General features: G+C 65.4%; 19 protein-coding genes. 13 read left to right on the top strand and 6 right to left on the bottom strand.

The window, feature by feature from the left end; translation table 11 throughout:
* Nucleotides 1–36: 36 nt before the first annotated feature.
* A complete protein-coding gene (locus ACVWYQ_RS07180) occupies nt 37–1,338 on the bottom strand; it encodes a dihydroorotase (RefSeq protein WP_456727127.1) in 1,302 nt (433 codons plus the stop codon).
* Nucleotides 1,339–1,343: 5 nt separating this feature from the next.
* Nucleotides 1,344–2,291 (bottom strand): aspartate carbamoyltransferase catalytic subunit, encoded by a 948-nt coding sequence (locus tag ACVWYQ_RS07175; protein ID WP_036015092.1) that lies wholly within the window; start codon nt 2,289–2,291, stop codon nt 1,344–1,346.
* A gap of 162 nt (nt 2,292–2,453) precedes the next feature.
* Here ACVWYQ_RS07175 and ACVWYQ_RS07170 point away from each other — a divergent pair, with 162 nt between their 5' ends.
* The 4 genes from ACVWYQ_RS07170 (at nt 2,454) to ACVWYQ_RS07155 (ending at nt 7,373) form a co-directional block, all read left to right on the top strand.
* Nucleotides 2,454–3,863 (top strand): NADase-type glycan-binding domain-containing protein, encoded by a 1,410-nt coding sequence (locus tag ACVWYQ_RS07170; RefSeq protein WP_456725544.1) that lies wholly within the window; start codon nt 2,454–2,456, stop codon nt 3,861–3,863.
* Entirely contained in the window at nt 3,860–4,633 is a 774-nt protein-coding gene (locus ACVWYQ_RS07165; protein WP_456725543.1) for a M15 family metallopeptidase, read from the top strand. The genes ACVWYQ_RS07170 and ACVWYQ_RS07165 overlap by 4 nt, the downstream gene beginning before the upstream one ends.
* Before the next feature lie 185 nt (nt 4,634–4,818).
* Nucleotides 4,819–6,462, top strand: coding sequence for an acyl-CoA dehydrogenase family protein (locus ACVWYQ_RS07160; RefSeq protein ID WP_404540679.1), 1,644 nt, complete (start codon nt 4,819–4,821; stop codon nt 6,460–6,462).
* A 146-nt stretch (nt 6,463–6,608) separates the two neighbouring features.
* Complete coding sequence (locus ACVWYQ_RS07155; RefSeq protein WP_275510131.1) at nt 6,609–7,373, top strand: CPBP family intramembrane glutamic endopeptidase; 765 nt, start codon at nt 6,609–6,611, stop codon at nt 7,371–7,373.
* Nucleotides 7,374–7,502: 129 nt separating this feature from the next.
* Here ACVWYQ_RS07155 and ACVWYQ_RS07150 read toward each other — a convergent pair whose 3' ends face one another.
* Together ACVWYQ_RS07150 and ruvX are read right to left on the bottom strand one after the other, a co-directional pair.
* Complete coding sequence (locus ACVWYQ_RS07150) at nt 7,503–8,426, bottom strand: AEC family transporter (RefSeq protein WP_404540682.1); 924 nt, start codon at nt 8,424–8,426, stop codon at nt 7,503–7,505.
* 3 nt (nt 8,427–8,429) lie between these two features.
* Nucleotides 8,430–8,921, bottom strand: coding sequence for a Holliday junction resolvase RuvX (gene ruvX / locus ACVWYQ_RS07145; protein WP_404540685.1), 492 nt, complete (start codon nt 8,919–8,921; stop codon nt 8,430–8,432).
* Nucleotides 8,922–8,968: 47 nt separating this feature from the next.
* Here ruvX and ACVWYQ_RS07140 point away from each other — a divergent pair, with 47 nt between their 5' ends.
* Both ACVWYQ_RS07140 and ACVWYQ_RS07135 read left to right on the top strand, forming a co-directional pair.
* A complete protein-coding gene (locus ACVWYQ_RS07140) occupies nt 8,969–9,181 on the top strand; it encodes a hypothetical protein (protein ID WP_157287544.1) in 213 nt (70 codons plus the stop codon).
* Between the two features lie 274 nt (nt 9,182–9,455).
* Nucleotides 9,456–11,702 carry a DNA/RNA non-specific endonuclease gene (locus tag ACVWYQ_RS07135; RefSeq protein ID WP_404540688.1) on the top strand — a complete coding sequence of 749 codons (2,247 nt, stop codon included), beginning with the start codon at nt 9,456–9,458 and terminating at the stop codon, nt 11,700–11,702.
* Nucleotides 11,703–11,821: 119 nt separating this feature from the next.
* Here the strand turns inward: ACVWYQ_RS07135 and ACVWYQ_RS07130 are convergent, their stop codons facing one another.
* Together ACVWYQ_RS07130 and ACVWYQ_RS07125 are read right to left on the bottom strand one after the other, a co-directional pair.
* A complete protein-coding gene (locus ACVWYQ_RS07130) occupies nt 11,822–12,757 on the bottom strand; it encodes a cyclase family protein (protein ID WP_036025535.1) in 936 nt (311 codons plus the stop codon).
* Nucleotides 12,758–12,956: 199 nt separating this feature from the next.
* A complete protein-coding gene (locus ACVWYQ_RS07125; RefSeq protein ID WP_456725542.1) occupies nt 12,957–13,847 on the bottom strand; it encodes a LysR substrate-binding domain-containing protein in 891 nt (296 codons plus the stop codon).
* A gap of 97 nt (nt 13,848–13,944) precedes the next feature.
* Here ACVWYQ_RS07125 and ACVWYQ_RS07120 point away from each other — a divergent pair, with 97 nt between their 5' ends.
* The 7 genes from ACVWYQ_RS07120 (at nt 13,945) to gatB (ending at nt 19,892) form a co-directional block, all read left to right on the top strand.
* Nucleotides 13,945–14,922, top strand: a complete 978-nt coding sequence (locus ACVWYQ_RS07120; RefSeq protein ID WP_404540694.1) for an NAD(P)H-dependent flavin oxidoreductase — start codon at nt 13,945–13,947, stop codon at nt 14,920–14,922.
* Between the two features lie 50 nt (nt 14,923–14,972).
* A complete protein-coding gene (locus tag ACVWYQ_RS07115) occupies nt 14,973–16,049 on the top strand; it encodes an NAD(P)H-dependent flavin oxidoreductase (protein ID WP_404540697.1) in 1,077 nt (358 codons plus the stop codon).
* 76 nt (nt 16,050–16,125) lie between these two features.
* On the top strand, nt 16,126–16,413 hold the full coding sequence (gene gatC, locus ACVWYQ_RS07110; protein WP_404540700.1) for an Asp-tRNA(Asn)/Glu-tRNA(Gln) amidotransferase subunit GatC: 288 nt from the start codon (nt 16,126–16,128) through the stop codon (nt 16,411–16,413).
* 14 nt (nt 16,414–16,427) lie between these two features.
* The gene (locus ACVWYQ_RS07105; RefSeq protein WP_404540703.1) at nt 16,428–16,652 is read left to right on the top strand and encodes a hypothetical protein; all 225 of its coding nucleotides are present in this window, start codon (nt 16,428–16,430) and stop codon (nt 16,650–16,652) included.
* The gene (gatA, locus tag ACVWYQ_RS07100; RefSeq protein ID WP_271538108.1) at nt 16,649–18,124 is read left to right on the top strand and encodes an Asp-tRNA(Asn)/Glu-tRNA(Gln) amidotransferase subunit GatA; all 1,476 of its coding nucleotides are present in this window, start codon (nt 16,649–16,651) and stop codon (nt 18,122–18,124) included. The genes ACVWYQ_RS07105 and gatA overlap by 4 nt, the downstream gene beginning before the upstream one ends.
* Nucleotides 18,115–18,417, top strand: coding sequence for a hypothetical protein (locus ACVWYQ_RS07095; RefSeq protein ID WP_404540706.1), 303 nt, complete (start codon nt 18,115–18,117; stop codon nt 18,415–18,417). The genes gatA and ACVWYQ_RS07095 overlap by 10 nt, the downstream gene beginning before the upstream one ends.
* Complete coding sequence (gene gatB / locus ACVWYQ_RS07090) at nt 18,414–19,892, top strand: Asp-tRNA(Asn)/Glu-tRNA(Gln) amidotransferase subunit GatB (RefSeq protein WP_128265294.1); 1,479 nt, start codon at nt 18,414–18,416, stop codon at nt 19,890–19,892. The genes ACVWYQ_RS07095 and gatB overlap by 4 nt, the downstream gene beginning before the upstream one ends.
* The last annotated feature ends 149 nt before the right edge of the window (nt 19,893–20,041 follow it).

Here is a 20,041-nt window from a genome sequence, read left to right as displayed (position 1 = left end):
CAAAGGCCCATTCTCCACGTCGAACGAAGCCGCACGTCAGACATGCTCATATACCGTTCGTCCGCCGACAATGGTGCGCACCACCCGGCCTGTAAAGCGGGCCTCGTCGAACGGGGTGTTCTTGCAGGGCGACTTGAGGTCGGCGGGATCGACCACCCAGGGCACGTCGGGGTCGATCACGATGACATCCGCGGGGCTGCCGGCGCGCAGGGTTCCGCCCGACAGCCCGAGCAGCTCGGCCGGGCGGGTCGACATCGCGCGGATCAGCGTCTTCAGCTCGATCTCGCCATTGTGCACCAGCCGCAGGCCGGCCGGCAGCATGGTCTCGAGCCCGACGGCGCCGGGCGCGGCTTCCGCGAACGGCAGGCGCTTGCCCTCGACGTCCTGCGGATTGTGGTCGGACATGATGACATCGAGCAGACCGGAGCCGATCGCCGCCACCAGGGCGCGGCGGTCGTCCTCGGTGCGCAGCGGCGGCGACAGCTTCAGGAACGAACGGTAAGGACCGATGTCGTTCTCGTTCAGCGCCAGATGATTGATCGAGACCGAGGCGCTGACGGCGAGCCCGGCATCGCGCGCGCGCTGAAGGATGTCGAGGGAATCGATGCAGGTCAGCGACGCCGCGTGGTAGCGGCCGCCGGTGAGGGCGACGAGGCGCAGATCGCGCTCCAGCATCACCGCTTCGGCGGCATTCGGGATGCCCATCAGGCCGAGCCGCGAGGCGAACTCGCCCTCGTTCATCACGCCTTCGCCGACGAGATCGGGGTCTTCGGTGTAATGCACGATCAGCGCGTCGAAATCGCGCGCATAGGTCAGCGCGCGGCGCATCACCTGCGCATTGGTCACGCTTCTGGCGCCATCGCTGAAGGCGACGGCGCCCGCGGCCTTGAGCAGGCCGAACTCGGTCATCTCCTGGCCGTGCATGCCCTTGGTGAGGGCGGCCATCGGCTGGATGTTGACGATCGCGGTGTCGCGGGCGCGGCGCATCACGAAGTCGACCGTCGCCGAATTGTCGATCACCGGCGAGGTGTCGGGCTGGCAGATGATGGTGGTGATGCCGCCGGTCGCAGCCGCCTGGCTCGCCGTGGCAAAGGTCTCGCGGTGGCTGAAGCCGGGCTCGCCGACGAAGGCGCGCATGTCGACCAGGCCGGGTGCGACGATCTTGCCGGAGCAATTGACGATGTCGGTGCCCTCGGGGACGCCGGCCGCGCCGATGCCGCGGCGGGTCTCGCGGATGCTGCCGTCGGCGATCAGGACGTCGCCGATTCCGTCGAAATCCCTGGAGGGATCGACGACGCGGGCATTGCCCAGCAGGATGGGGCGGCGATCGGTCAACATCGGCATCACGCGTTCGGCAGGTTACGGGCGAGCGCTTCCAGCACCGCCATGCGCACGGCGACGCCCATCTCCACCTGCTCGCGGATCAGCGATTGCGCACCGTCGGCGACCGCCGTGTCGATTTCGACGCCGCGGTTCATGGGACCGGGATGCATCACGAGCGCGTCCGGCTTGGCGTAAGCGAGCTTCTTCTGGTCGAGCCCGAAATAGTGGAAGTATTCGCTCGACGAGGGCACGAAGGAGCCGTTCATGCGCTCGCGCTGCAGCCGCAGCATCATGACGATGTCGGCGCCGTTGAGACCCTCGCGCATGTCGCGCGCGACCTCGACGCCCATCCGCTCGATGCCCGGCGGCAGCAGCGTGGAGGGCCCGACGACGCGGACGCGGGCGCCCATGGTGTTGAGCAGGATGATGTTGGAGCGGGCGACGCGCGAATGCATCACGTCGCCGCAGATCGCGACCACGAGCCCCTCGATCCGACCCTTGTTGCGGCGGATGGTGAGCGCGTCGAGCAGCGCCTGGGTCGGATGCTCATGCGCGCCGTCGCCGGCATTGATCACGGAACCGTCGACCTTGCGGGCCAGCAGTTCCACCGCGCCGGAGGCGTGATGGCGCATCACCAGGATGTCCGGGTGCATCGCATTGAGCGTCATCGCGGTGTCGATCAGTGTCTCGCCCTTCTTGATGGACGAGGAGGCGACCGACATGTTCATGACGTCGGCGCCCAGCCGCTTGCCGGCGAGCTCGAACGAGGACTGGGTCCGGGTGGAGGCCTCGAAGAACAGGTTCACCTGCGTCCGTCCGCGCAGGACGGTGCGCTTCTTGTCAACCTGGCGGTTGAGCTCGACATATTCTTCGGACAGGTCGAGGAGGCCGCTGATGTCGGCCGCGGAAAGGCCCTCGATGCCCAGCAAATGCCGGTGGCCGAGGACGAAGGTCGATTTCGATGTCATTAAAAGCAGAGCTATAGGGGCGGACGGCGGGGGGAGCAAGCTTCAAATCCGGCCGCCGGACTTATCCACGGCGCTTTGCGGCGGAGGCGGCGCCGCCAGCCGGTGTTCGGGGCAGCCGCTTTGCGCTAGACTCGCAACATTGGTTGCGTCACGGGCTGGATCATGACGGGCACGCGGTATTTTAATCGACTGGCGCGCAATGTTGCTGCGCTCGCGACCGCGTGCATGGCTGGCCTTGCGACACCGGCTTGGGCCGAAAAACGCGTCGCACTCGTGATCGGCAACGATCTCTATCCGAACCTGCCGGCCGACCGGCAATTGAAGAAGGCCGCCAATGACGCAACGACCGTGGCCGACGCGCTGAGGTCGCTCGGGTTCGACATCGTGCTCGGGACCGATCTTGGCCGCCGGGGCATGATCGACCGGCTTGCGGATTTCACGTCGCGGCTCGAGCCGGGCGATACCGCCGCCGTGTTCTATGCCGGACACGGCGTTGCGATCGCAGGCGTGAACTACCTCGTGCCGAGCGACGTTCCCACCGTGAACGAGGGCGCCGAGGCGCGGGTGCGCGGGGCCTCGATCGCCGAGCCCGACGTGATTTCGGAGCTTCAGGCCAAGGCAGTGCGGGTCGCCTTCGTCGTCATCGATGCCTGCCGTGACAATCCGTTTCCGCGCGCCGCGGGACGTTCGATCGGGAACAGGCGGGGGCTTGCTGACGCCCGGCCCGCGCGCGGGATCTTTACGCTCTATTCCGCAGGCATCGGCCAGACCGCGCTCGACCAGCTCGGCAGCAACGATACGGCGCACAACTCGGTGTTCACGCGGATATTCGTCGAGCAGCTCAAGCGGCCCGAGCTGCATCTCGGCGACCTCGCGGTCGAGGTGCGCGAGCGCGTGGCGGCGCTGGCGCTGACGGCGACGGATGCCGGAGGACAAGCAGCACCGCACGAGCAGACGCCCGCTTATTACGACCAGACGCTCGGCGGGCGCATTTTTCTCTGGAATGCGGAATCGTCGAACGGGACGCCGAAAGTGGCGGGCATGCTGGCGAAGCCGCCGGCAAGGCTTGCGGTCGCGGAGCGCGCCACCATGCGTCCGCCGCGTCCCTCCGCGGCAGGCGAAAGCTGCGCCCGCAGCGGCTTCGAGACCTATTGCGTCAGCTCGATGCTGAAGCCGCAATTCGGCAATTCGTACGGCGCAGCGAATTTGTTCGACGCCTCTACGGGGACGGCCTGGGTGGAGGGCGCATCCGGCAACGGCATCGGCGAATGGATCACCATCGAGTTCGAAACCGTGCGGCGGGTCAAATCGATCCACGTGCAGAACGGCTACCAGAAAAGCCCCGACATCTTCGCCAAGAACAACAGGGTCCGCCAGATCCGCGTACTGTTCTCGGGCGGCGAGTCGCAGACCTTCATTCTCGACGACAAGCTGTCGGCGCAATTGCTGACATTGCGGCCGCCCGTGTCGGCCCATTGGATGCAGTTCATCATCGACGACGTCTGGGCCGGCAACAAATATACGGACACCGCGATCACGAAGCTTCTGGTCAACTCGGATCCGGTGCAATGACCGCAAGGACCGGAACCGCGGCGCGCGCCGCGCTTGTCGTGCTGCTCGCACTATCGTTTCTCGTTCCCGTGCGGGCGCAGACCTTGCCCGGCGACTTCGTCTATCTGCGCGACATCGATCCCAGCATCATCCAGGACATCCGTTACGCCACGTCGAACAATTTCGTCGGCCGTCCGCTCGCCGGCTACGATGCCGGCGAATGCGTGGTGAAGCGCCAGGTGGGGCTGCGGCTGAAAGCGGTGCAGCAGGAGCTGGCGGCGCAAAATCTCTCGCTCAAGATGTTCGACTGCTACCGGCCGGCGCGGGCCTCGCTCGACATGGTCAAGTGGTCGCAGAACGGCCGCGAGACCGCGTCGGAGCGGCGCTACAATCCGAAGATCCCCAAGACCGAGCTGTTCCGCCTCGGCTACATTGCGAGCCGTTCGCAGCATTCGACCGGTGCGGCACTCGATCTCACGCTGGTCGATCTCAGGGCGGACAATTCCGCCAAATATGATCCAGCCAAGACCTATTCGGATTGCACGGCGCCGGTCGAGGCGCGGGCGCCGGAGGGCAGCGTCGACATGGGCACAGGCTACGACTGCACCGACCCGAAGGGGCACACTGCGGCACCATCGATCACTCCGGAGCAGCGTGCCTGGCGCAAGCGGCTGGTGGCTGCGATGGCCAGGCAAGGCTTTGTGAACTATTCGAAGGAGTGGTGGCATTTTTCCCTGCCGGGGACGGGCGGGGCGGCCTATGATTTCCCGATCCAGCCGCGGACGAGGTAGAGTTCGGTTGAAACGGAAGCACCTGCGAGCAGGGTTACCTCTCCCAAGGGGAGAGGTCGGCGCGAAGCGCCGGGTGAGGGGATCAGGTCCCTCGATAGAGCGTAGCCCCTCACCCGCGCCTCCGGCGCGACCTCTCCCAATGGGAGAGGTGGCGCCCGAGCCGAGATAGATTCGATGGAAGCAAAATGACCCAGCCCACATTTGCGACCCACGAGGTCTTCAACCAGTCGCCGCCATTCGAGGACATTGATCTTTTCGCCGTGGACCGACCGCTGATCGAGGCGGTCAGGGCCAATGGCGGCGCAGCGGCCGAGCGTGAGCTCTCGGAGTTCGGCAGGCACTGGGGCTCGGCGGCGATGGCCGATCGCGGGCGCGTGGCGAACGAGAACACGCCGAAGCTGCGCAGCTTCGATGCCAAGGGCAATCGCCGCGACCAGGTCGAGTTTCATCCCGCCTATCACGAACTGATGGCGCACAGTGCGCATGCCGGCGTTCACAATTCTACCTGGACCGCGGATGGCAAGCCGGCCGGCGATGGCGCCGAGGTCATTCGCGCCGCAAAGTTCTACATGGCTGCGCAAGTCGAGACCGGCCATCTCTGCCCGATCACGATGACGCGCGCCTCCGTCGGTGCCCTGGCGATGCAGCCCGACTTGCTCGCGCGGGTGATGCCGGTGCTGTCGACCAAGAGCTACGATCCGAGCTTTGCGCCGTGGTGGCAGAAGCGCGGCATGACCCTCGGAATGGGCATGACCGAGAAGCAGGGCGGCACCGACGTGCGCGCCAACATGACGCGCGCGGTGCGCGAGACGGACGGCTATCGCATCACCGGGCACAAATGGTTCATGTCGGCACCGATGTGCGATGCATTCCTGGTGCTGGCGCAGGCGGATGGCGGGCTGACCTGTTTCTTCATGCCGCGCTTCGCGCCGGACGGATCGGTCAACGCCGTTCAGTTCCAGCGGCTGAAGGACAAGCTCGGCAACCGCTCCAATGCCTCGTCCGAGGTCGAGTTCGTCGGCGCCTATGCCGAAAGGGTCGGCGAGGAAGGCAAGGGCATCCGCACCATCATCCAGATGGTGCAGCTGACGCGGCAGGATTGCGCGATCGCCTCCGTTGGCCTGATGCGCTCGGGGCTTGCGCATGCGCTGCACCACGCCCGGCATCGCAGCGTGTTCCAGAAGCATCTGGCCGATCAGCCCCTGATGCAGGCCGTGCTGTCGGATATGGCGCTGCATGTGGAGGCGAGCACGGCGCTGGTGATGCGGCTCTGCCGTGCCTTCGACCGCACGCCGCACGATGCGGCGGAGGCGGCTTATATGCGACTGCTCACGCCCGCGATCAAATACTGGACCTGCAAGAGCGCGCCGCCGTTCCTGTTTGAGGCGATGGAGTGCCTCGGCGGCAACGGTTATGTCGAGGACGGCATTCTGGCGCGCCATTATCGGGAGTCGCCGGTCAACGCGATCTGGGAGGGCTCGGGCAACGTGATGTGCCTCGACGTGCTCCGCGCGCTCTCGCGCGAGGGCGAGGCGGCGACGGCGGTGCTGCAAGCGCTGGCGGCCGAGACCAAGGGGCTGCCGGGGGCGGGCGAGGCGGCCAGCTTCATCGGCAAGACGTTTCGGCGCGCCGACGGCGAGCGCGTCGCGCGGCTTGCGGTCGAGAGGCTGGCATTGCTGGCCGCGACGGCCGCGCTCAATGGCGCGTCGTCGCGCCAGGCCGAATTGTTCGCGGCCACGCGCCTTGCGACCAATCACGCCAGCATGTACGGCGCAGTCGAACTCGATGGCGCCGACGTGCGCGCCCTGCTGGAGCGGGCGCTGCCGTGACTGGGCACGGTCTCTCCGCAGCGTCATGGCCGGGCCTGACCCGGCCATCCACGTCTTGCTGCGCGGCAAGAAGAACGTGGATGCCCGGGACAAGCCCGGGCATGACGATCGCTCGATAGTTTGCGCTCTCCAACGAAAGCCTGCTGATGGACTCCCTCAACCCCGATCATCCGCCGTTGACCGCGACGCCGGCGACACCGCGTGTCTGGAAGTTCTGGGGCACGGCGCTGTGGGGCCTCTTCATCTTCGTCGCGATGTTCGTCGGGCAGATCGGCGCCGTCCTTCTGCTGGCGGCGCAGCGTGGACTACCCATGGACCTCGCTTCGCTGCAGGTCGTCGGCCGCGAGCCCCAGACGCTTGCGCTCTCGGTCATCATGGGCTTGCCGGCGACACTGGCCGCGGTCTGGCTCGCCATTCGCATCAAGAAAGCTTCGTTCGTCGATTATCTCGCGCTGCATTGGCCGTCCTGGAAGCAACTGCTGTTCGGCGCCGTCGGCCTCATCCTGATCGTGCTGCTCTGGGAGACGATGTCGCGTGCGCTCGGCCGCGAGGCGACGCCGGGCTTCATGACCGATCTGTTGAAATCGGGCCGCGACAAGGGCGCCGCGCTGCTGCTGCTCGCCGCATTCGCGGTGGCGGCGCCGATGTCGGAAGAGGTTCTGGCGCGAGGCTTCCTCTTCCGTGGCTGGTCGGCGAGCTTCCTTCGCGCGCCCGGCGCGATCCTGCTGTCGTCGCTGGTCTGGACAATCGTCCATCTGCAGTACGACATGTACTTCCTCGCCGAAGTTTTCGCCATCGGCCTGTGGTTCGGCTACATGCGCTACCGCTCCGGCTCGCTGTGGCTCACCATCGTGCTGCACGCGCTGAATAATCTCACCGCGGTGGTGCTGACGATGTGGCTGGGGAGCTAGGCCGCAACTCCGTCATTGCGAGCGCAGCGAAGCAATCCAGAATCTCTCCGCCGCGGCAGTCTGGATTGCTTCGTCGCAAGAGCTCCTCGCAATGACGAGGTGAGAGAGGTGCGCTCGTCATGACGAGTGCTAGGCCGCCAGCCCGATCGCGATCGGCATCGTAATGGCTGCAAAGATCGTCTGCAGCGTGATGATCTGCGCCAGCAGCGGGGCGTCGCCGCCCATCTGGCGGGCGAGGACATAGGCGCTGGACGAGGTCGGCACCGCCGAGCAGATCGCCACGATCGCCAGGCTGTTGCCGGAAAGCCCGAACCAGAGACCGAGCCCCATCGCGAGCGCGGGCATCAGCAAGAGCTTTAAAACGACGCCGACGGCTGCGCCGAGGCTTGGACGGAAGAGCCCTTCGAGATGCAGGCCCGCGCCTGTGACGAGCAGGCCGATGGCGAGGGAGGAACTGCCGAGCGCGTCTGCAACCTCATGCCAGAGCCTTGGCAGCGGCAGGTGGGTGACATTGAAAGTAAGGCCGATGATGCAGGCCCAGATCAAGGGATTGCGCACCAATGTCATGACGATGGCGCGGCCGGATTGCTTTTCCGGCGATGCGTAACGAGCGAGCACCGAGACGCTGAACACGTTGACGAGCGGGATGATCGCCACCATCGCCACGGAGGCGAGCGCCAGCCCGACATCGCCGAACAGATTGGCGGCGATCGACAGGGCAACGAAGGTCTGCCAGCGCGTCGCACCCTGGAAGATCGACGTGAAGGCGGGGCCGTCGATGCCGAGCCGCGAAAGCGCAGGGCGCAGCGCGAGGCACAAAAGCGACATCGCCAGCGCCGACAGCAGCAGCGCGCTGCCGACGCCAGTCACCGGCACCTTGGAGAGGTCGGCTTTTACCAGGGTCTGGATCAGCAGCATCGGAAACAGCACGAAATAGGTCAGCTGCTCCAACCCGTGCCATTGCGTGTCCAGCCGCATCAGGCTGCGCTTCAGCACGACGCCGAGCACGATGAGGATGAAGACCGGCAGCAGCGCCGCGATGACGACGGCCATGGATCAGTCCGGTCCCGGGCTCGTGCGAAGATTGGCAAGGCGATCGAGCGCGCCTTGCAGGATGAAGATCGCGGCGTGCTCGTCGATCACCTCGGCGCGCTTGGCGCGGCTGACGTCCATGCCGATCAGCTCGCGCTCGACCGCCGCGGTCGAAAGGCGTTCGTCCCAGAGACCGATGGGCAGCGCGGTCAATCCGGCCAGATTTCGCGCGAAGGCGCGGGTCGATTGCGCGCGTGGACCTTCGCTGCCGTCCATGTTGATGGGCAGGCCGAGCACGAAGCCGACCGCCTTGCGCTCCGTGGCGATGGCCAGCAGCTTGGCGGCATCCTGCTTGAACTGCTTGCGCTGGATCGTCTCGACGCCGGTCGCCAGCCGCCGGTCCGGATCGGATACGGCAACGCCAATGGTCTTGGTCCCCAAGTCGAGCCCGACCAGCGCGCCGCGCGCGGGCCAGTGGGTTGCAGCATCGATGAGAGGCAGGATAGGAGCCGGCATGGCTTTAGCGCATATCACGCGTTGCGCTGCGGGGTGAACTGATAACCATGGATGCACTGACACTATTCGGCCTGTTTGCCGTGACGGCGATGCTGGTCTGCTATGCCCTGGAGGATCGCAGCCACTGGTTCGTGCTGCTGTTCGCGGCGTCCTGCGCGCTCGGTTCCGCCTATGGCTTCCTGCAAGGCGCCTGGCCGTTCGGCCTCGTCGAGGCGATCTGGGCCGTCGTGGCATTGCGGCGCTGGTACCTGAAGCCGTAGATCGCCAGAGGGCCGCAAGCAGCGCGCGAAATCGTGATGCACGGCTGTATCGATCAAATGTGGGAAATCTCACACTGGTGATGCTGCAGGCCATGGCATGATGCCGCGTGGTTGCGTGGCAATAGAGTTACCGGTCTAAAGTAGTATTGGGTGCATGCCCCCGATTTCGGGAACGATCGGCTGCGACCGGCGGTCCGGCCCGCCGCTGCAACTTGGCGCCAATTTTTTTGGGGGCGCCGACGACGTCCAATATTCGCCAATCATTTGAGAGGTCATGATGCTCATCAAGCCAAGTCTGATCGCGGGCTCAGAACGGCGATTCAAGCAAGCCGAGTTCTCACCCGAAGCCTTGAACCGGAAATTGGGCGACGGTCCGATCGACATGTCGGTCGAAAAGATGCGTCTGCGCCAGCGACAACTGCTGGCCGAGACGCGGGACGTGGAGAAGGCCGAAATTGGCCTGGAGCGGATCATCCAGGGCAATGATCTCGACAGCATCAATTATCTTGCCAAGGGGACCGCAGCCTCGCGCTCGGTCTGCCGTATCCAGCTCAGGGATGCCAAGTCGAATCTGCTCGGCTATGGCTCCGGCTTTCTGATCGGGCCCGGTCTGCTGCTGACCAATCATCATGTCTTCGGCCGGCCCTCCGACGCAGCCCATTCGATCGCCGATTTCAACTACGAACTGGACGCTTCGGGACAAGAGCGTGTGCCGGTGAGGTTCGGATTCGAGCCGGGCAGATTCTTCTACACCAATGACCGGCTGGATTTCTCGGTCGTCGCGGTGGCGCCGGCCTCGCTGTCAGGCCACGAGGAACTCGAGGATTGGGGATGGCTGCCGCTCAGTGACGCGCCCGGCAAGGCAGATCCGGGCGAGTATCTCACCATCATCCAGCATCCCAGCGGGCAGATGAAGCAGGTCTGCGTCCGCGAGAACAAGCTGCTCAAATATGTCGGTGACTTCCTCTGGTACAATACCGACACGACGGCCGGATCGTCAGGGTCGCCGGCGTTCAACCGCTTCTGGCAGGTGGTTGCGCTGCACCACAGCGGTGTTCCCCGGAAGAATGCGCAGGGTCGCATCCTGACCAAGGACGGCAAGGTGTGGAAGCCGTCGATGGACGAATCCTCGATCGAATGGATCGCCAATGAAGGCATTCGGATCAGCGCGATCGTCGCCGATCTGAAGGTGGCCGTCGGCTCTCACCCTCTGATCAGGCCTGTGCTGGACGAGATGGACCCGCCAGGCCGGCCCGAGATCGAGCGAGCCTTGCGGCCCCCGATTGACGCAACTCCGTACGGCGCCAATGTCTGGGTCGAGCAATCCGTCGACGGCACGTCTCTGGTGGTCCCGATCCGCGTTCCGCTGCCGATGTTCAGGAAGGAGATTCCTCTCGCTCCAACGCCGCCGCTACCGAGCCCGGCGGGAGGTCATGGCAATGGCCGGACGCCGAACGGCGGCACGAACGGCGGCAAGCGGAACGGCGGCACGCCATTGATTGCTCCGCCGACCGGCCTGTTGCCTTACATCAGCGCGAGGAACGGCCTCCCGATGGAGGCCGTGCACATCGATCAGAGCACGCTGAAATCGCGTCCCGGATACAAGGCGAACTTCCTTGGCACCGGCAGATTCTCGGTGCCCTTGCCGAAGATTCCGGCCTCGCTCAAGCCCAGGATCGCGATGCTCAAGGGAAGCTCCAGGCAATCCGAGCTGAAATATTTCAACTACAGCGTTGTCATGAACAAGGAGCGCCGGCTCGCCTTCTTCAGCTGCGTCAACATCGACGGCGGCAAGCAGCAGGACGTCGGCAAGCGCGAGGGTGATTCCTGGCTGCGCGATCCGCGCATCGACGACGATGCCCAGATCGGTGACGAGTTCTACCGCAAGCAGGCCACTTTCGAGGCGGATCGTAGCAAGAATCCGTTCGACCGCGGTCATCTCGTGCGCCGCCTGGATGCGACGTGGGGCGAGACCGTCGCCGCGGCCAAGCAGCATGGCGACGATTCTTTCCATTTCACCAATTGCTCGCCGCAATTCTTCTCGTTCAACCAGGGCAAGCAGCTGTGGGCGGGATTGGAGGATTATACACGCGATGTCCTGCTCGAAGGCGAGGAGAAGGGCATCGTCATGAACGGTCCGGTGTTCGACGGGCCCGACGCCGATGGATCCGATCTGCCCAATCCGGCCGGGCGGCCGCACAAGGATCCAAGCTTCGGCGGCGTCCAAATCCCGAAATATTTTTGGAAGATCCTGATCCGACGCAACGAGGATGACGATGCTCTCAAGGCGGCGGCCTTCCTGATGAGCCAGCGAAAGCAGGTCATGGAGATCGATCGCATCCAGGAGGCGGATCTGCGCGAGCGGATGTCCGAGGAGGATGTCAGCGTCTTCCAGGTCTCGATCGCGGACCTGACGAGGTTGACCAAGCTGGATTTCGGCAATCTCACTGATGCGGATTCGCACGAGGCGACCTCGGTCGGTCCGCGGCGGATCGAGTCCTACGAGGACATTCGACTCTGAGGAGCGCTTGTTTCGCCAAGCAGTGAAACCGACGCGACGTTCGGGTGAGGGCAGCGGTGCGCTCTATCGAGACACTGCAAGACCTCACCCGGCTTCTTTCGACGGACGCGCGTGTGGCGTCAGCGGATCGCGATCGGGTTGATCATGGCCTGCACGGCGCCGGTCCAGCGCGGCTGGCCCAGCACGAACAGGAATTCGTAGCCCTTGTCCCGGGCGAGCGCGGCGGTGTCCATGTTCTCGAGGATATAGGTCCCGTTCATCGCGAGCAGAATCTGGTGGACCTCGAACACGGTCTTGCCTTCGAACGGAAGCACCTCGAGCCCCCAGGTGTCGGCGCCGACCGCGACGACGCCCTTGCCGGCGAGGTACTTCGCGCCTTCGACGCCAAGGCCGGGCTCGCCGGCCGAGTAGCGCTTGTCGTCCTTGCCGATCAGGCTGAGCCAGCCGGTGTGGAAGATGACGACATCGCCCTGGCGGATCTCGACGTTCTGCTGCTTGGCGGCTTCCTCGATCTCCTTGACGTTGAAGGCGGTGCCTTCCTTCACCACGTCGGTCTTGAAATAGGCGGCCATGTCGAGCAGCACGCCGCGGGCGACCATCGGCGGCACCTTCTCGATGCCGAGCTTCTTCAAGCCATTGGGATCGGCGAAATCGGCCAGCTTGTTGCCGTTGTAGTAGACGTGCTCGACGCCGAGATGGCCGAGCCCGTCGAGCTGACTGCCGATGCCGACCCAGCTGTCGAGGATGTCATCGTTGTAAGTGGCCTTGTTCGGACCGAGACCCGGGGTGCCGGCCTGTCCGGGCTGCACGATGGTGAGCTTGAAGGTGCGCGGCGGGTAGGCGGGCGTCTGCGGCGTGACGGGGATGCCGAGGGCGTAGGTCTTGCCGGTCTTCACCAGCGATGCCGCCTTCACCACGAGCTCGGGCGTCATGTAGTTGGCGGCGCCGATCTCGTCGTTCGGCCCCCATTTCGATTTGGTCCAGTCCTGTGCACTTGCGGTTCCTGAAATCGCCGACAACGCAGCGACGCAGCACAACACGAGCGTATTGCGCATCAATAGTCCTCCCGATGTTTCTGCCGGTGTTTGGCTTCGTTTATGGTTTCGCGCTGGCCAGTCACTCATCCTAACGTAGAAGAAGCGGGGGCTTCAAAGCTTTTCGAAGTGCTGCGCTGCGATGGCGGCACGCAGCGCGGATCGATTCAAACGCGATGGATTTGTGACGAATTTCGTGGCGTGGAACGTTGGCGCTCCGTCATGCCGCGATGACGTCCTCGTCCTTCTTCAGGCAATCGGCAAAACCGCTCAGCGCGCTGTATTGATGTCCGGCGCGGCGCTGGATGAAGAGTGTTTCGACACGGGCATGTGACGGGCTCAGCGTGTGGACGGCGACGGCGCCGTTCATCGCGCTGCGTTCCACGACGGCGCGCGGCAGCAGCGTCACGCCCATGTCGGCGGCGACGCAGCCGATCATGCCGTCGAGCGTGCCGAGCTCGAAGCGCGCCGCCGACGGCCAGCCGAATTCGACGAAAATCTGTTCGAGCCGCTGGCGATAGGTGCAGCCGGTGCGGAACACCAGCGCGGTCGGACCCGACTCCGACGTGCCGGCGCGCAGCTCGGCGAGCGAGGCCCAGCGGCGCGCGCTGACCAGCACCAGCTCTTCGCCGAACGCGCTCGTCGTGGAGAGGTCGTCATGCGCGATGGGTCCGGCGACGAAGGCGCCGTCGAGCGTACCGTCGAGCACGCTCGCGACGAGGTCGGCGGTCGGCGCGGTGCGCAAGGACAGGCGCACGGCCGGGAAGCGGCGGTGGAAATCGGCGAGCAGCGGCGGCAATCGCACGGCTGCCGTGGTCTCCATCGATCCAATCGCGAGCGGTCCTTTCGGCTCGCCATCGTCGCGCGCGGCGAGCAAGGCTTCGCGCGACAGCGCCGCCATCTTTTGCGCGTAGGGGAGGAGGCGCTTGCCGGCACCGGTCAGCGTCATGCCGCGCGAATGCCGTTCGAAAAGCGGTGTGCCGATCTCCGCCTCCAGCGCCTTCACGCGCTGGGTGACGTTCGACTGCACGGTGTTGAGTTCTTCGGCGGCGCGGGTGATGCCCCCGGTGCGGGCGACGGCGGCGAAGGTATTGAAATCGCTGAGTTCCATGGCGTCGTTTCGCTTTCGAGATGGCAGCGTTCGCAACAATTCAATTTTCGAGAATGCTAGTCGCGCCTAATCTCGCTGTCCAGATCGGGGAGGAGCCATGCCGATGACGATGTCGCTGACCACGCTGCTGAGGATCAAGCATCCGATCCTGCTGGCGCCGATGGATGTCATTGCCGGCAGCCGTCTGGTCGCCGCGGTGAGCCGCGCCGGCGGATTCGGCATTCTTGGCGGCGGCTATGGCGAGCGGGTCTGGCTGGAGCAGGAGACGGCGAAGCTCGCCGACCTCAGCGCGCCGTTCGGGATCGGCTTCATCACCTGGAGCCTCGCCAAGCGGCCCGAGCTTCTCGATCTCGCGCTCGCTGCAAAGCCGGATGCGATCATGTTGTCGTTCGGCGATCCCGCGCCGTTCGCGCCCAAGATCAAGTCCGCCGGCGCGCGCCTGATCTGCCAGGTTCAGGACGAAGCGATGGCGCGGCAGGCGCTCGATGCCGGTGCCGACATCCTGATCGCGCAAGGCACGGAGGCGGGCGGTCATGGCGCTTCGCGCACCACCGTCGATCTCGTGCCTGCCATCGTCGATCTCGCCGCGGGTCGCGTTCCCGTGGTGGCGGCCGGCGGCATCGCGGACGGGCGCGGGCTCGCTGCCATGATGATGCTGGGCGCGAGTGGCGTGCTGCTCGGCACGCGCTTCTATGCGAGCCAGGAGGCCGACGGCGCCGAGGAGGCCAAGCGCCGCATCTGCGCGGCGAGCTCCGGTTCGACCGTGCGCGGCATCATCTTCGATCTCTCCCGCAACAACGTCTGGCCGGCGCCGTTTACCGGGCGGTGCCTGGTCAACGATCATGCCAGGCGCTGGATCGGCCGCGAGGTCGAGCTGATGCAGAATGTTGCCGCAGTCGCTTCCGAGTATGCGGCAGCAAGAGCGGCGGGCAATTTCGATGTCGCGGCCGTGATCGCCGGCGAGGCGGTTGGGTTGATTCATGATATCCCACCGGCGGCGGAGATCGTCGAGCGGATTGCGGCGGAGGCGGAGCAGTTGATCGCCGGGCGGAGAAACTCGGTGATCGCGGCGTAGGATTCTTCACCGCCCCTGGAGGGGGAGGGTAAAAGAGAGAGAGAACAACCATGTGGCCTGACCGTCGACTGATCGATCTCTTCAAGACCGAATTCCCGATCGTGCTGGCGCCGATGGCTGGCGTGATGGATGCGGAGCTGGTGATTGCAGCGGCGCAGGGCGGGGCGCTGGGGTCGCTGCCTTGTGCGATGATCTCGCCGGAGAAGGCGCGCGAGCAAGTTGGTCTCATCCGCCAGCGCGTCAAGGCGCCGGTGAACATGAATTTCTTCTGCCATACGCCGGTCGATCTGACGCGCGAAGCCGAGGCGCGGTGGAAGCAGCGGCTCGCGGAATACTATTCCGAGCACGGTCTCGATCCCTCCGCGCCGATCGCGGCTGCGAACCGCGCGCCATTCGATGCGGCGTTCTGCGAGGTGGTCGAGGAGCTGAAGCCGGAGGTCGTCAGCTTCCATTTCGGCCTACCGGAGCAAGCGCTGCTGAGGCGCGTCAAGGCGGCGGGTTGCCTCGTCATCTCGTCTGCCACCACAGTGAAAGAGGCGGTCTGGCTGGAAGAGCGCGGCGTCGACGCCGTGATCGCGCAAGGAGCGGAAGCGGGTGGCCATCGCGGCATGTTCCTGACCGACAAGATCGCCGAGCAGCCCGGCACCTTCGCGCTGGTGCCGCAGGTCGTCGATGCCGTGAAGGTGCCGGTGATCGCGGCGGGCGGTATCGCCGACGGGCGCGGCATTGCCGCGGCCTTCGCGCTCGGTGCCGCCGGCGTGCAGATCGGCAGCGCCTATCTGCGCTGCCCGGAATCCAAGCTCAGCGCGGCCGGCCGCAAGGCGCTCGCTGAGGCGGGGGACGATTCCACCGTGATCACCAATGTCATGACCGGCCGGCCCGCGCGGGGGATGCAGAACCGGCTGATGCGCGAGGCCGGCCCGATCTCGCCGGATGCGCCGCCATTTCCCCACGCCGCGACGGCGCTGGGGCCGCTGAAGGCGGCTGCCGAAAAGCAGGGCATGGTGGATTTCACCAATCTCTGGGCAGGGCAGGCCGTTGCGCTGGGCCGCGAGCTTCCCGCCGCCGAATTGACCCGGGACCTCGCCAAATCGGCGCTGGGGCGCATAAAGGCCCTCGCCGGATAGGGGGAAGCGCCGGTTGCGGCGCAAAACCGGCCTCTGCTATACGGCACATAGGTTTTGCCGTAAGAGGCCTTATATAATGTCCGTCGACGCCGCTACCGTCCGCCGCATCGCGCATCTGGCGCGCATTGCGGTTTCCGAGGACGAGGTTCCGCATCTGCAGGGCGAGCTCAACACCATGCTCGCTTTCGTCGAGCAGCTCTCGGAGGTCAATGTCGAGGGCGTGGAGCCGATGACCTCGGTCACCCCGATGCAGATGAAGAAGCGGCAGGACGTGGTCGATGACGGCGGGATCGCCGACGATATCGTTGCCAACGCGCCCGCGACCGAAGGTCACTTCTTCCTGGTGCCGAAGGTCGTTGAATAAACAGGTTAGGTTCGATGTGCCTGCTTTGCGACGATGAGAAGGCCTATCAGGCCTACATGAATTACCTCGACAAGATGGAGCGGCAGGGCAAGGCTGCCGATCCCGACGTCGCCGTCAATGCCGTGCTCGACGAGATCGAGGCGGCCGCGAAAGCCGCCGCCAAGAAAAACGTCATGCAAGACGACCCGGCCGACGACAAGACCCTGTCTCCGTTCTTCTGCAGCCCGATCAATAAATGACCGATTTGACATCGCTGACGCTCGCCGAGGCCCGCAAGGGTCTCGCGGCAAAAACTTTCACGTCGCTCGAGCTCACGGATGCGCATCTGTCCGCGATCGAAGCTGCGCGCGTGCTCAATGCCTTCGTGATGGAGACGCCGGACCAGGCGCGCGACATGGCCAAGGCGGCGGACGAGAAGATCGCCAGGGATGAGGGCGGCCCGCTCGCCGGCATCCCGCTCGGCATCAAGGATCTGTTCGCGACCAAGGGCGTGCGCACCACGGCGTGCTCGAAGATCCTCGGCAATTTCGTGCCGACCTATGAGTCCACCGTCACCTCGCAGCTCTGGCGCGACGGCGCGGTGATGCTCGGCAAGCTCAACAATGACGAGTTCGCGATGGGCTCGGCCAACGAGACCTCGTGCTTCGGCCCCGTCGGCAATCCCTGGCGGCGCGAGGGCAGCAACACGACGCTGGTGCCGGGCGGCTCATCCGGCGGCTCGGCCTCGGCCGTGGCGGCGCTGCTCTGCATGGGCGCGACCGCGACCGATACCGGCGGCTCGATCCGCCAGCCGGCCGCGTTCACCGCGACCGTCGGCATCAAGCCGACCTATGGCCGCTGCTCGCGCTGGGGCATCGTCGCCTTTGCCTCCTCGCTGGACCAGGCGGGTCCGATCGCGCGCAGCGTACGCGATGCCGCGATGCTGCTCCGCTCGATGGCGGGCCACGATCCCAAGGACACGACGTCGGTCGATATCCCCGTACCGAATTACGAGGCGGCGATCGGCAAATCCGTGAAGGGCATGAAGATCGGCATCCCCCGGGAGTATCGCCTCGACGGCATGCCGGCCGAGATCGAGAAGCTTTGGGAAGCGGGCGCGGCGTGGCTGAAAGCGGCGGGCGCCGAGCTCGTCGAGGTGTCGCTGCCGCACACCAAATACGCGCTGCCGGCCTATTACATCGTGGCGCCGGCGGAGGCTTCGTCGAATCTCGCGCGCTATGACGGCGTACGCTACGGCCTGCGCGAGCAGGGTAAGAACATCACCGAGCTCTACGAAAACACCCGCGCCGAAGGCTTTGGCGCAGAGGTGCGCCGCCGCGTCATGATCGGCACCTACGTGCTCTCGGCCGGCTATTACGACGCCTATTACCTGCGCGCGCAGAAGGTGCGCACGCTGATCAAGAAGGATTTTGAGGACTGCTTCGCCAAGGGCGTCGACGCCATCCTCACCCCGGCGACGCCGTCGGCGGCCTTCGGCATCGGCGAGAAGGGCGGCGCCGACCCGGTCGAGATGTATCTCAACGACATCTTCACGGTGACCGTGAACATGGCGGGCCTGCCCGGCATCGCGGTGCCCGCCGGCAAGGACGCGCAGGGCCTGCCGCTCGGGCTGCAACTGATCGGCCGTCCGTTCGATGAGGAGACGCTGTTCTCGCTCGGCGAGGTGATCGAGCAGGCCGCCGGCCGCTTCACGCCCGCGAGGTGGTGGTGAATGTCGCTGATTTCATCGCGAGCCTCGGCGGCGCGGCGCCCGCGCCGGACCTGAACGCGCCGCTCGCCGGCCTCTGGTGGGCGGCGAAGGGCGACTGGGACCGCGCGCACACGATCGTTCAGGACGAGAGCAGCCGCGAGGCCGCCTGGGTGCACGCCTATTTGCACCGTGTCGAAGGCGATCTCGGCAATGCCGGCTATTGGTATCGCCAGGCCGGTCAGCCGGTGGCAAAGGATTCATTGGAAGCGGAGTGGGAGCGGATCGCTGCCACGCTGCTCGGGAGCAGGACATGAGCACGGCCACGCACAAGCTTCTCAAGGGCTCAACCGGTGACTGGGAGATGGTCATCGGCATGGAGATCCATGCCCAGGTGACCTCGAACGCCAAACTGTTCTCAGGCGCGTCCACCGCCTTCGGCGGCGAGCCGAACAGCCACGTCTCGCTGGTCGACGTCGCGATGCCGGGCATGCTGCCGGTCATCAACGAGGAATGCGTCAGGCAGGCTGTCCGGACCGGGCTCGGCCTCAACGCGCAGATCAACCTGCGCTCGGTGTTCGACCGCAAGAACTATTTCTATCCGGACCTGCCGCAGGGCTACCAGATCAGCCAGTACAAATCGCCCATCGTGGGCGAGGGTGAGGTGATCATCGATCTCGATGGCGGCAAGACGGCCACCATCGGTATCGAGCGGCTGCATCTGGAACAGGATCCCGGCAAGATGCTGCACGACCGGTCGCCGTCGCTGTCCTACATCGATTTCAACCGCTCTGGCGTGGCGCTGATGGAGATCGTCTCGAAGCCTGATATCCGCGACGCCGAGCAGGCCAAGGCCTATGTGACCAAGCTGCGCTCGATCATGCGCTACCTCGGCACCTGCGACGGTGACATGGAGAAGGGATCCCTGCGCGCCGACGTCAACGTCTCCGTGCGCAGGCCCGGCGCGCCGCTCGGCACCCGCTGCGAGATCAAGAACATGAACTCGATCGCCTTCATCGGCCAGGCGATCGAGTATGAAGCGCGGCGCCAGATCGAGATCCTGGAGGACGGGGGCGAGATCGAGCAGGAGACGCGCCGGTTCGATCCCAACAAGGGTGAGACGCGCTCAATGCGGTCGAAGGAGGAGGCGCACGACTATCGCTACTTCCCCGACCCCGACCTGTTGCCGCTGGAGTTCAGCCAGGACTTCGTCGACGCGCTGAAGGCGAAGTTGCCGGAGCTGCCGGACCAGAAGAAGGCGCGCTTCGTCGCTGATTTCGGCCTGTCGGCCTATGATGCGAGCGTGCTGGTCGCCGAGCGCGAGAGCGCGCTGTTCTACGAGACGGTGCTCGACAAGCTCGCCAACCGCGCCCGCGACGGCAAGATGGCGGCGAACTGGGTGATCAACGAGCTGTTCGGCCGTCTCAACAAGGAAGGCCGGGATATTACGGCCTCGCCCGTCAATGCCGGGCAACTGGCTGCGATCATCGACCTGATCGGCGAGGGCACGATCTCGGGCAAGATCGCCAAGGATCTGTTCGAAATCGTCTGGCAGGAGGGTGGCGATCCCCGCGCGCTGGTCGAAAGCCGTGGCATGAAGCAGGTCACGGATCTCTCTGCGATCGAAAAGGTGGTCGACGACATCATCGCGGCCAATCCCGACAAGGCGGCGCAGGTGAAGGACAAGCCGCAATCGCTCGGCTGGTTCGTCGGCCAGGTCATGAAAGCATCCGGCGGCAAGGCCAACCCGCAGAGCGTCAACGACCTGCTCAAGTCCAAGCTCGGCGTCTAAGCCTCACGCATTCGAACGAGGTGACGGACGCGTTTCGTCACCTCGCTTTCGGTTCTCGATGCGACGCTCGCGCATCCTCGACGGCAAACTTCATCCTGATCGACGGCGATGCGGCGGGGCGAATCGCCGCCGCGCGATTCGCCCGAAAC

The sequence above is a fragment of the Bradyrhizobium sp. USDA 3397 genome, from assembly GCF_054060965.1.
Note: the sequence above shows the minus strand (reverse complement) of the source record. Positions and strands in the feature narration are given on the sequence as shown.

Coding starts and splice junctions, on each gene's coding strand:
- ACVWYQ_RS07130 (WP_036025535.1), bottom strand. CDS start 12,757: ATGCGCAATACGCTCGTGTTGTGCTGCGTCGCTGCGTTGTCGGCGATT.
- ACVWYQ_RS07170 (WP_456725544.1), top strand. CDS start 2,454: ATGACGGGCACGCGGTATTTTAATCGACTGGCGCGCAATGTTGCTGCG.
- ACVWYQ_RS07135 (WP_404540688.1), top strand. CDS start 9,456: ATGATGCTCATCAAGCCAAGTCTGATCGCGGGCTCAGAACGGCGATTC.
- ACVWYQ_RS07115 (WP_404540697.1), top strand. CDS start 14,973: ATGTGGCCTGACCGTCGACTGATCGATCTCTTCAAGACCGAATTCCCG.
- gatB (WP_128265294.1), top strand. CDS start 18,414: ATGAGCACGGCCACGCACAAGCTTCTCAAGGGCTCAACCGGTGACTGG.
- ACVWYQ_RS07155 (WP_275510131.1), top strand. CDS start 6,609: ATGGACTCCCTCAACCCCGATCATCCGCCGTTGACCGCGACGCCGGCG.
- ACVWYQ_RS07165 (WP_456725543.1), top strand. CDS start 3,860: ATGACCGCAAGGACCGGAACCGCGGCGCGCGCCGCGCTTGTCGTGCTG.
- ACVWYQ_RS07180 (WP_456727127.1), bottom strand. CDS start 1,338: ATGTTGACCGATCGCCGCCCCATCCTGCTGGGCAATGCCCGCGTCGTC.
- ACVWYQ_RS07125 (WP_456725542.1), bottom strand. CDS start 13,847: ATGGAACTCAGCGATTTCAATACCTTCGCCGCCGTCGCCCGCACCGGG.
- gatC (WP_404540700.1), top strand. CDS start 16,126: ATGTCCGTCGACGCCGCTACCGTCCGCCGCATCGCGCATCTGGCGCGC.
- ruvX (WP_404540685.1), bottom strand. CDS start 8,921: ATGCCGGCTCCTATCCTGCCTCTCATCGATGCTGCAACCCACTGGCCC.
- ACVWYQ_RS07120 (WP_404540694.1), top strand. CDS start 13,945: ATGCCGATGACGATGTCGCTGACCACGCTGCTGAGGATCAAGCATCCG.
- ACVWYQ_RS07160 (WP_404540679.1), top strand. CDS start 4,819: ATGACCCAGCCCACATTTGCGACCCACGAGGTCTTCAACCAGTCGCCG.
- ACVWYQ_RS07140 (WP_157287544.1), top strand. CDS start 8,969: ATGGATGCACTGACACTATTCGGCCTGTTTGCCGTGACGGCGATGCTG.
- ACVWYQ_RS07105 (WP_404540703.1), top strand. CDS start 16,428: ATGTGCCTGCTTTGCGACGATGAGAAGGCCTATCAGGCCTACATGAAT.
- gatA (WP_271538108.1), top strand. CDS start 16,649: ATGACCGATTTGACATCGCTGACGCTCGCCGAGGCCCGCAAGGGTCTC.
- ACVWYQ_RS07150 (WP_404540682.1), bottom strand. CDS start 8,426: ATGGCCGTCGTCATCGCGGCGCTGCTGCCGGTCTTCATCCTCATCGTG.
- ACVWYQ_RS07175 (WP_036015092.1), bottom strand. CDS start 2,291: ATGACATCGAAATCGACCTTCGTCCTCGGCCACCGGCATTTGCTGGGC.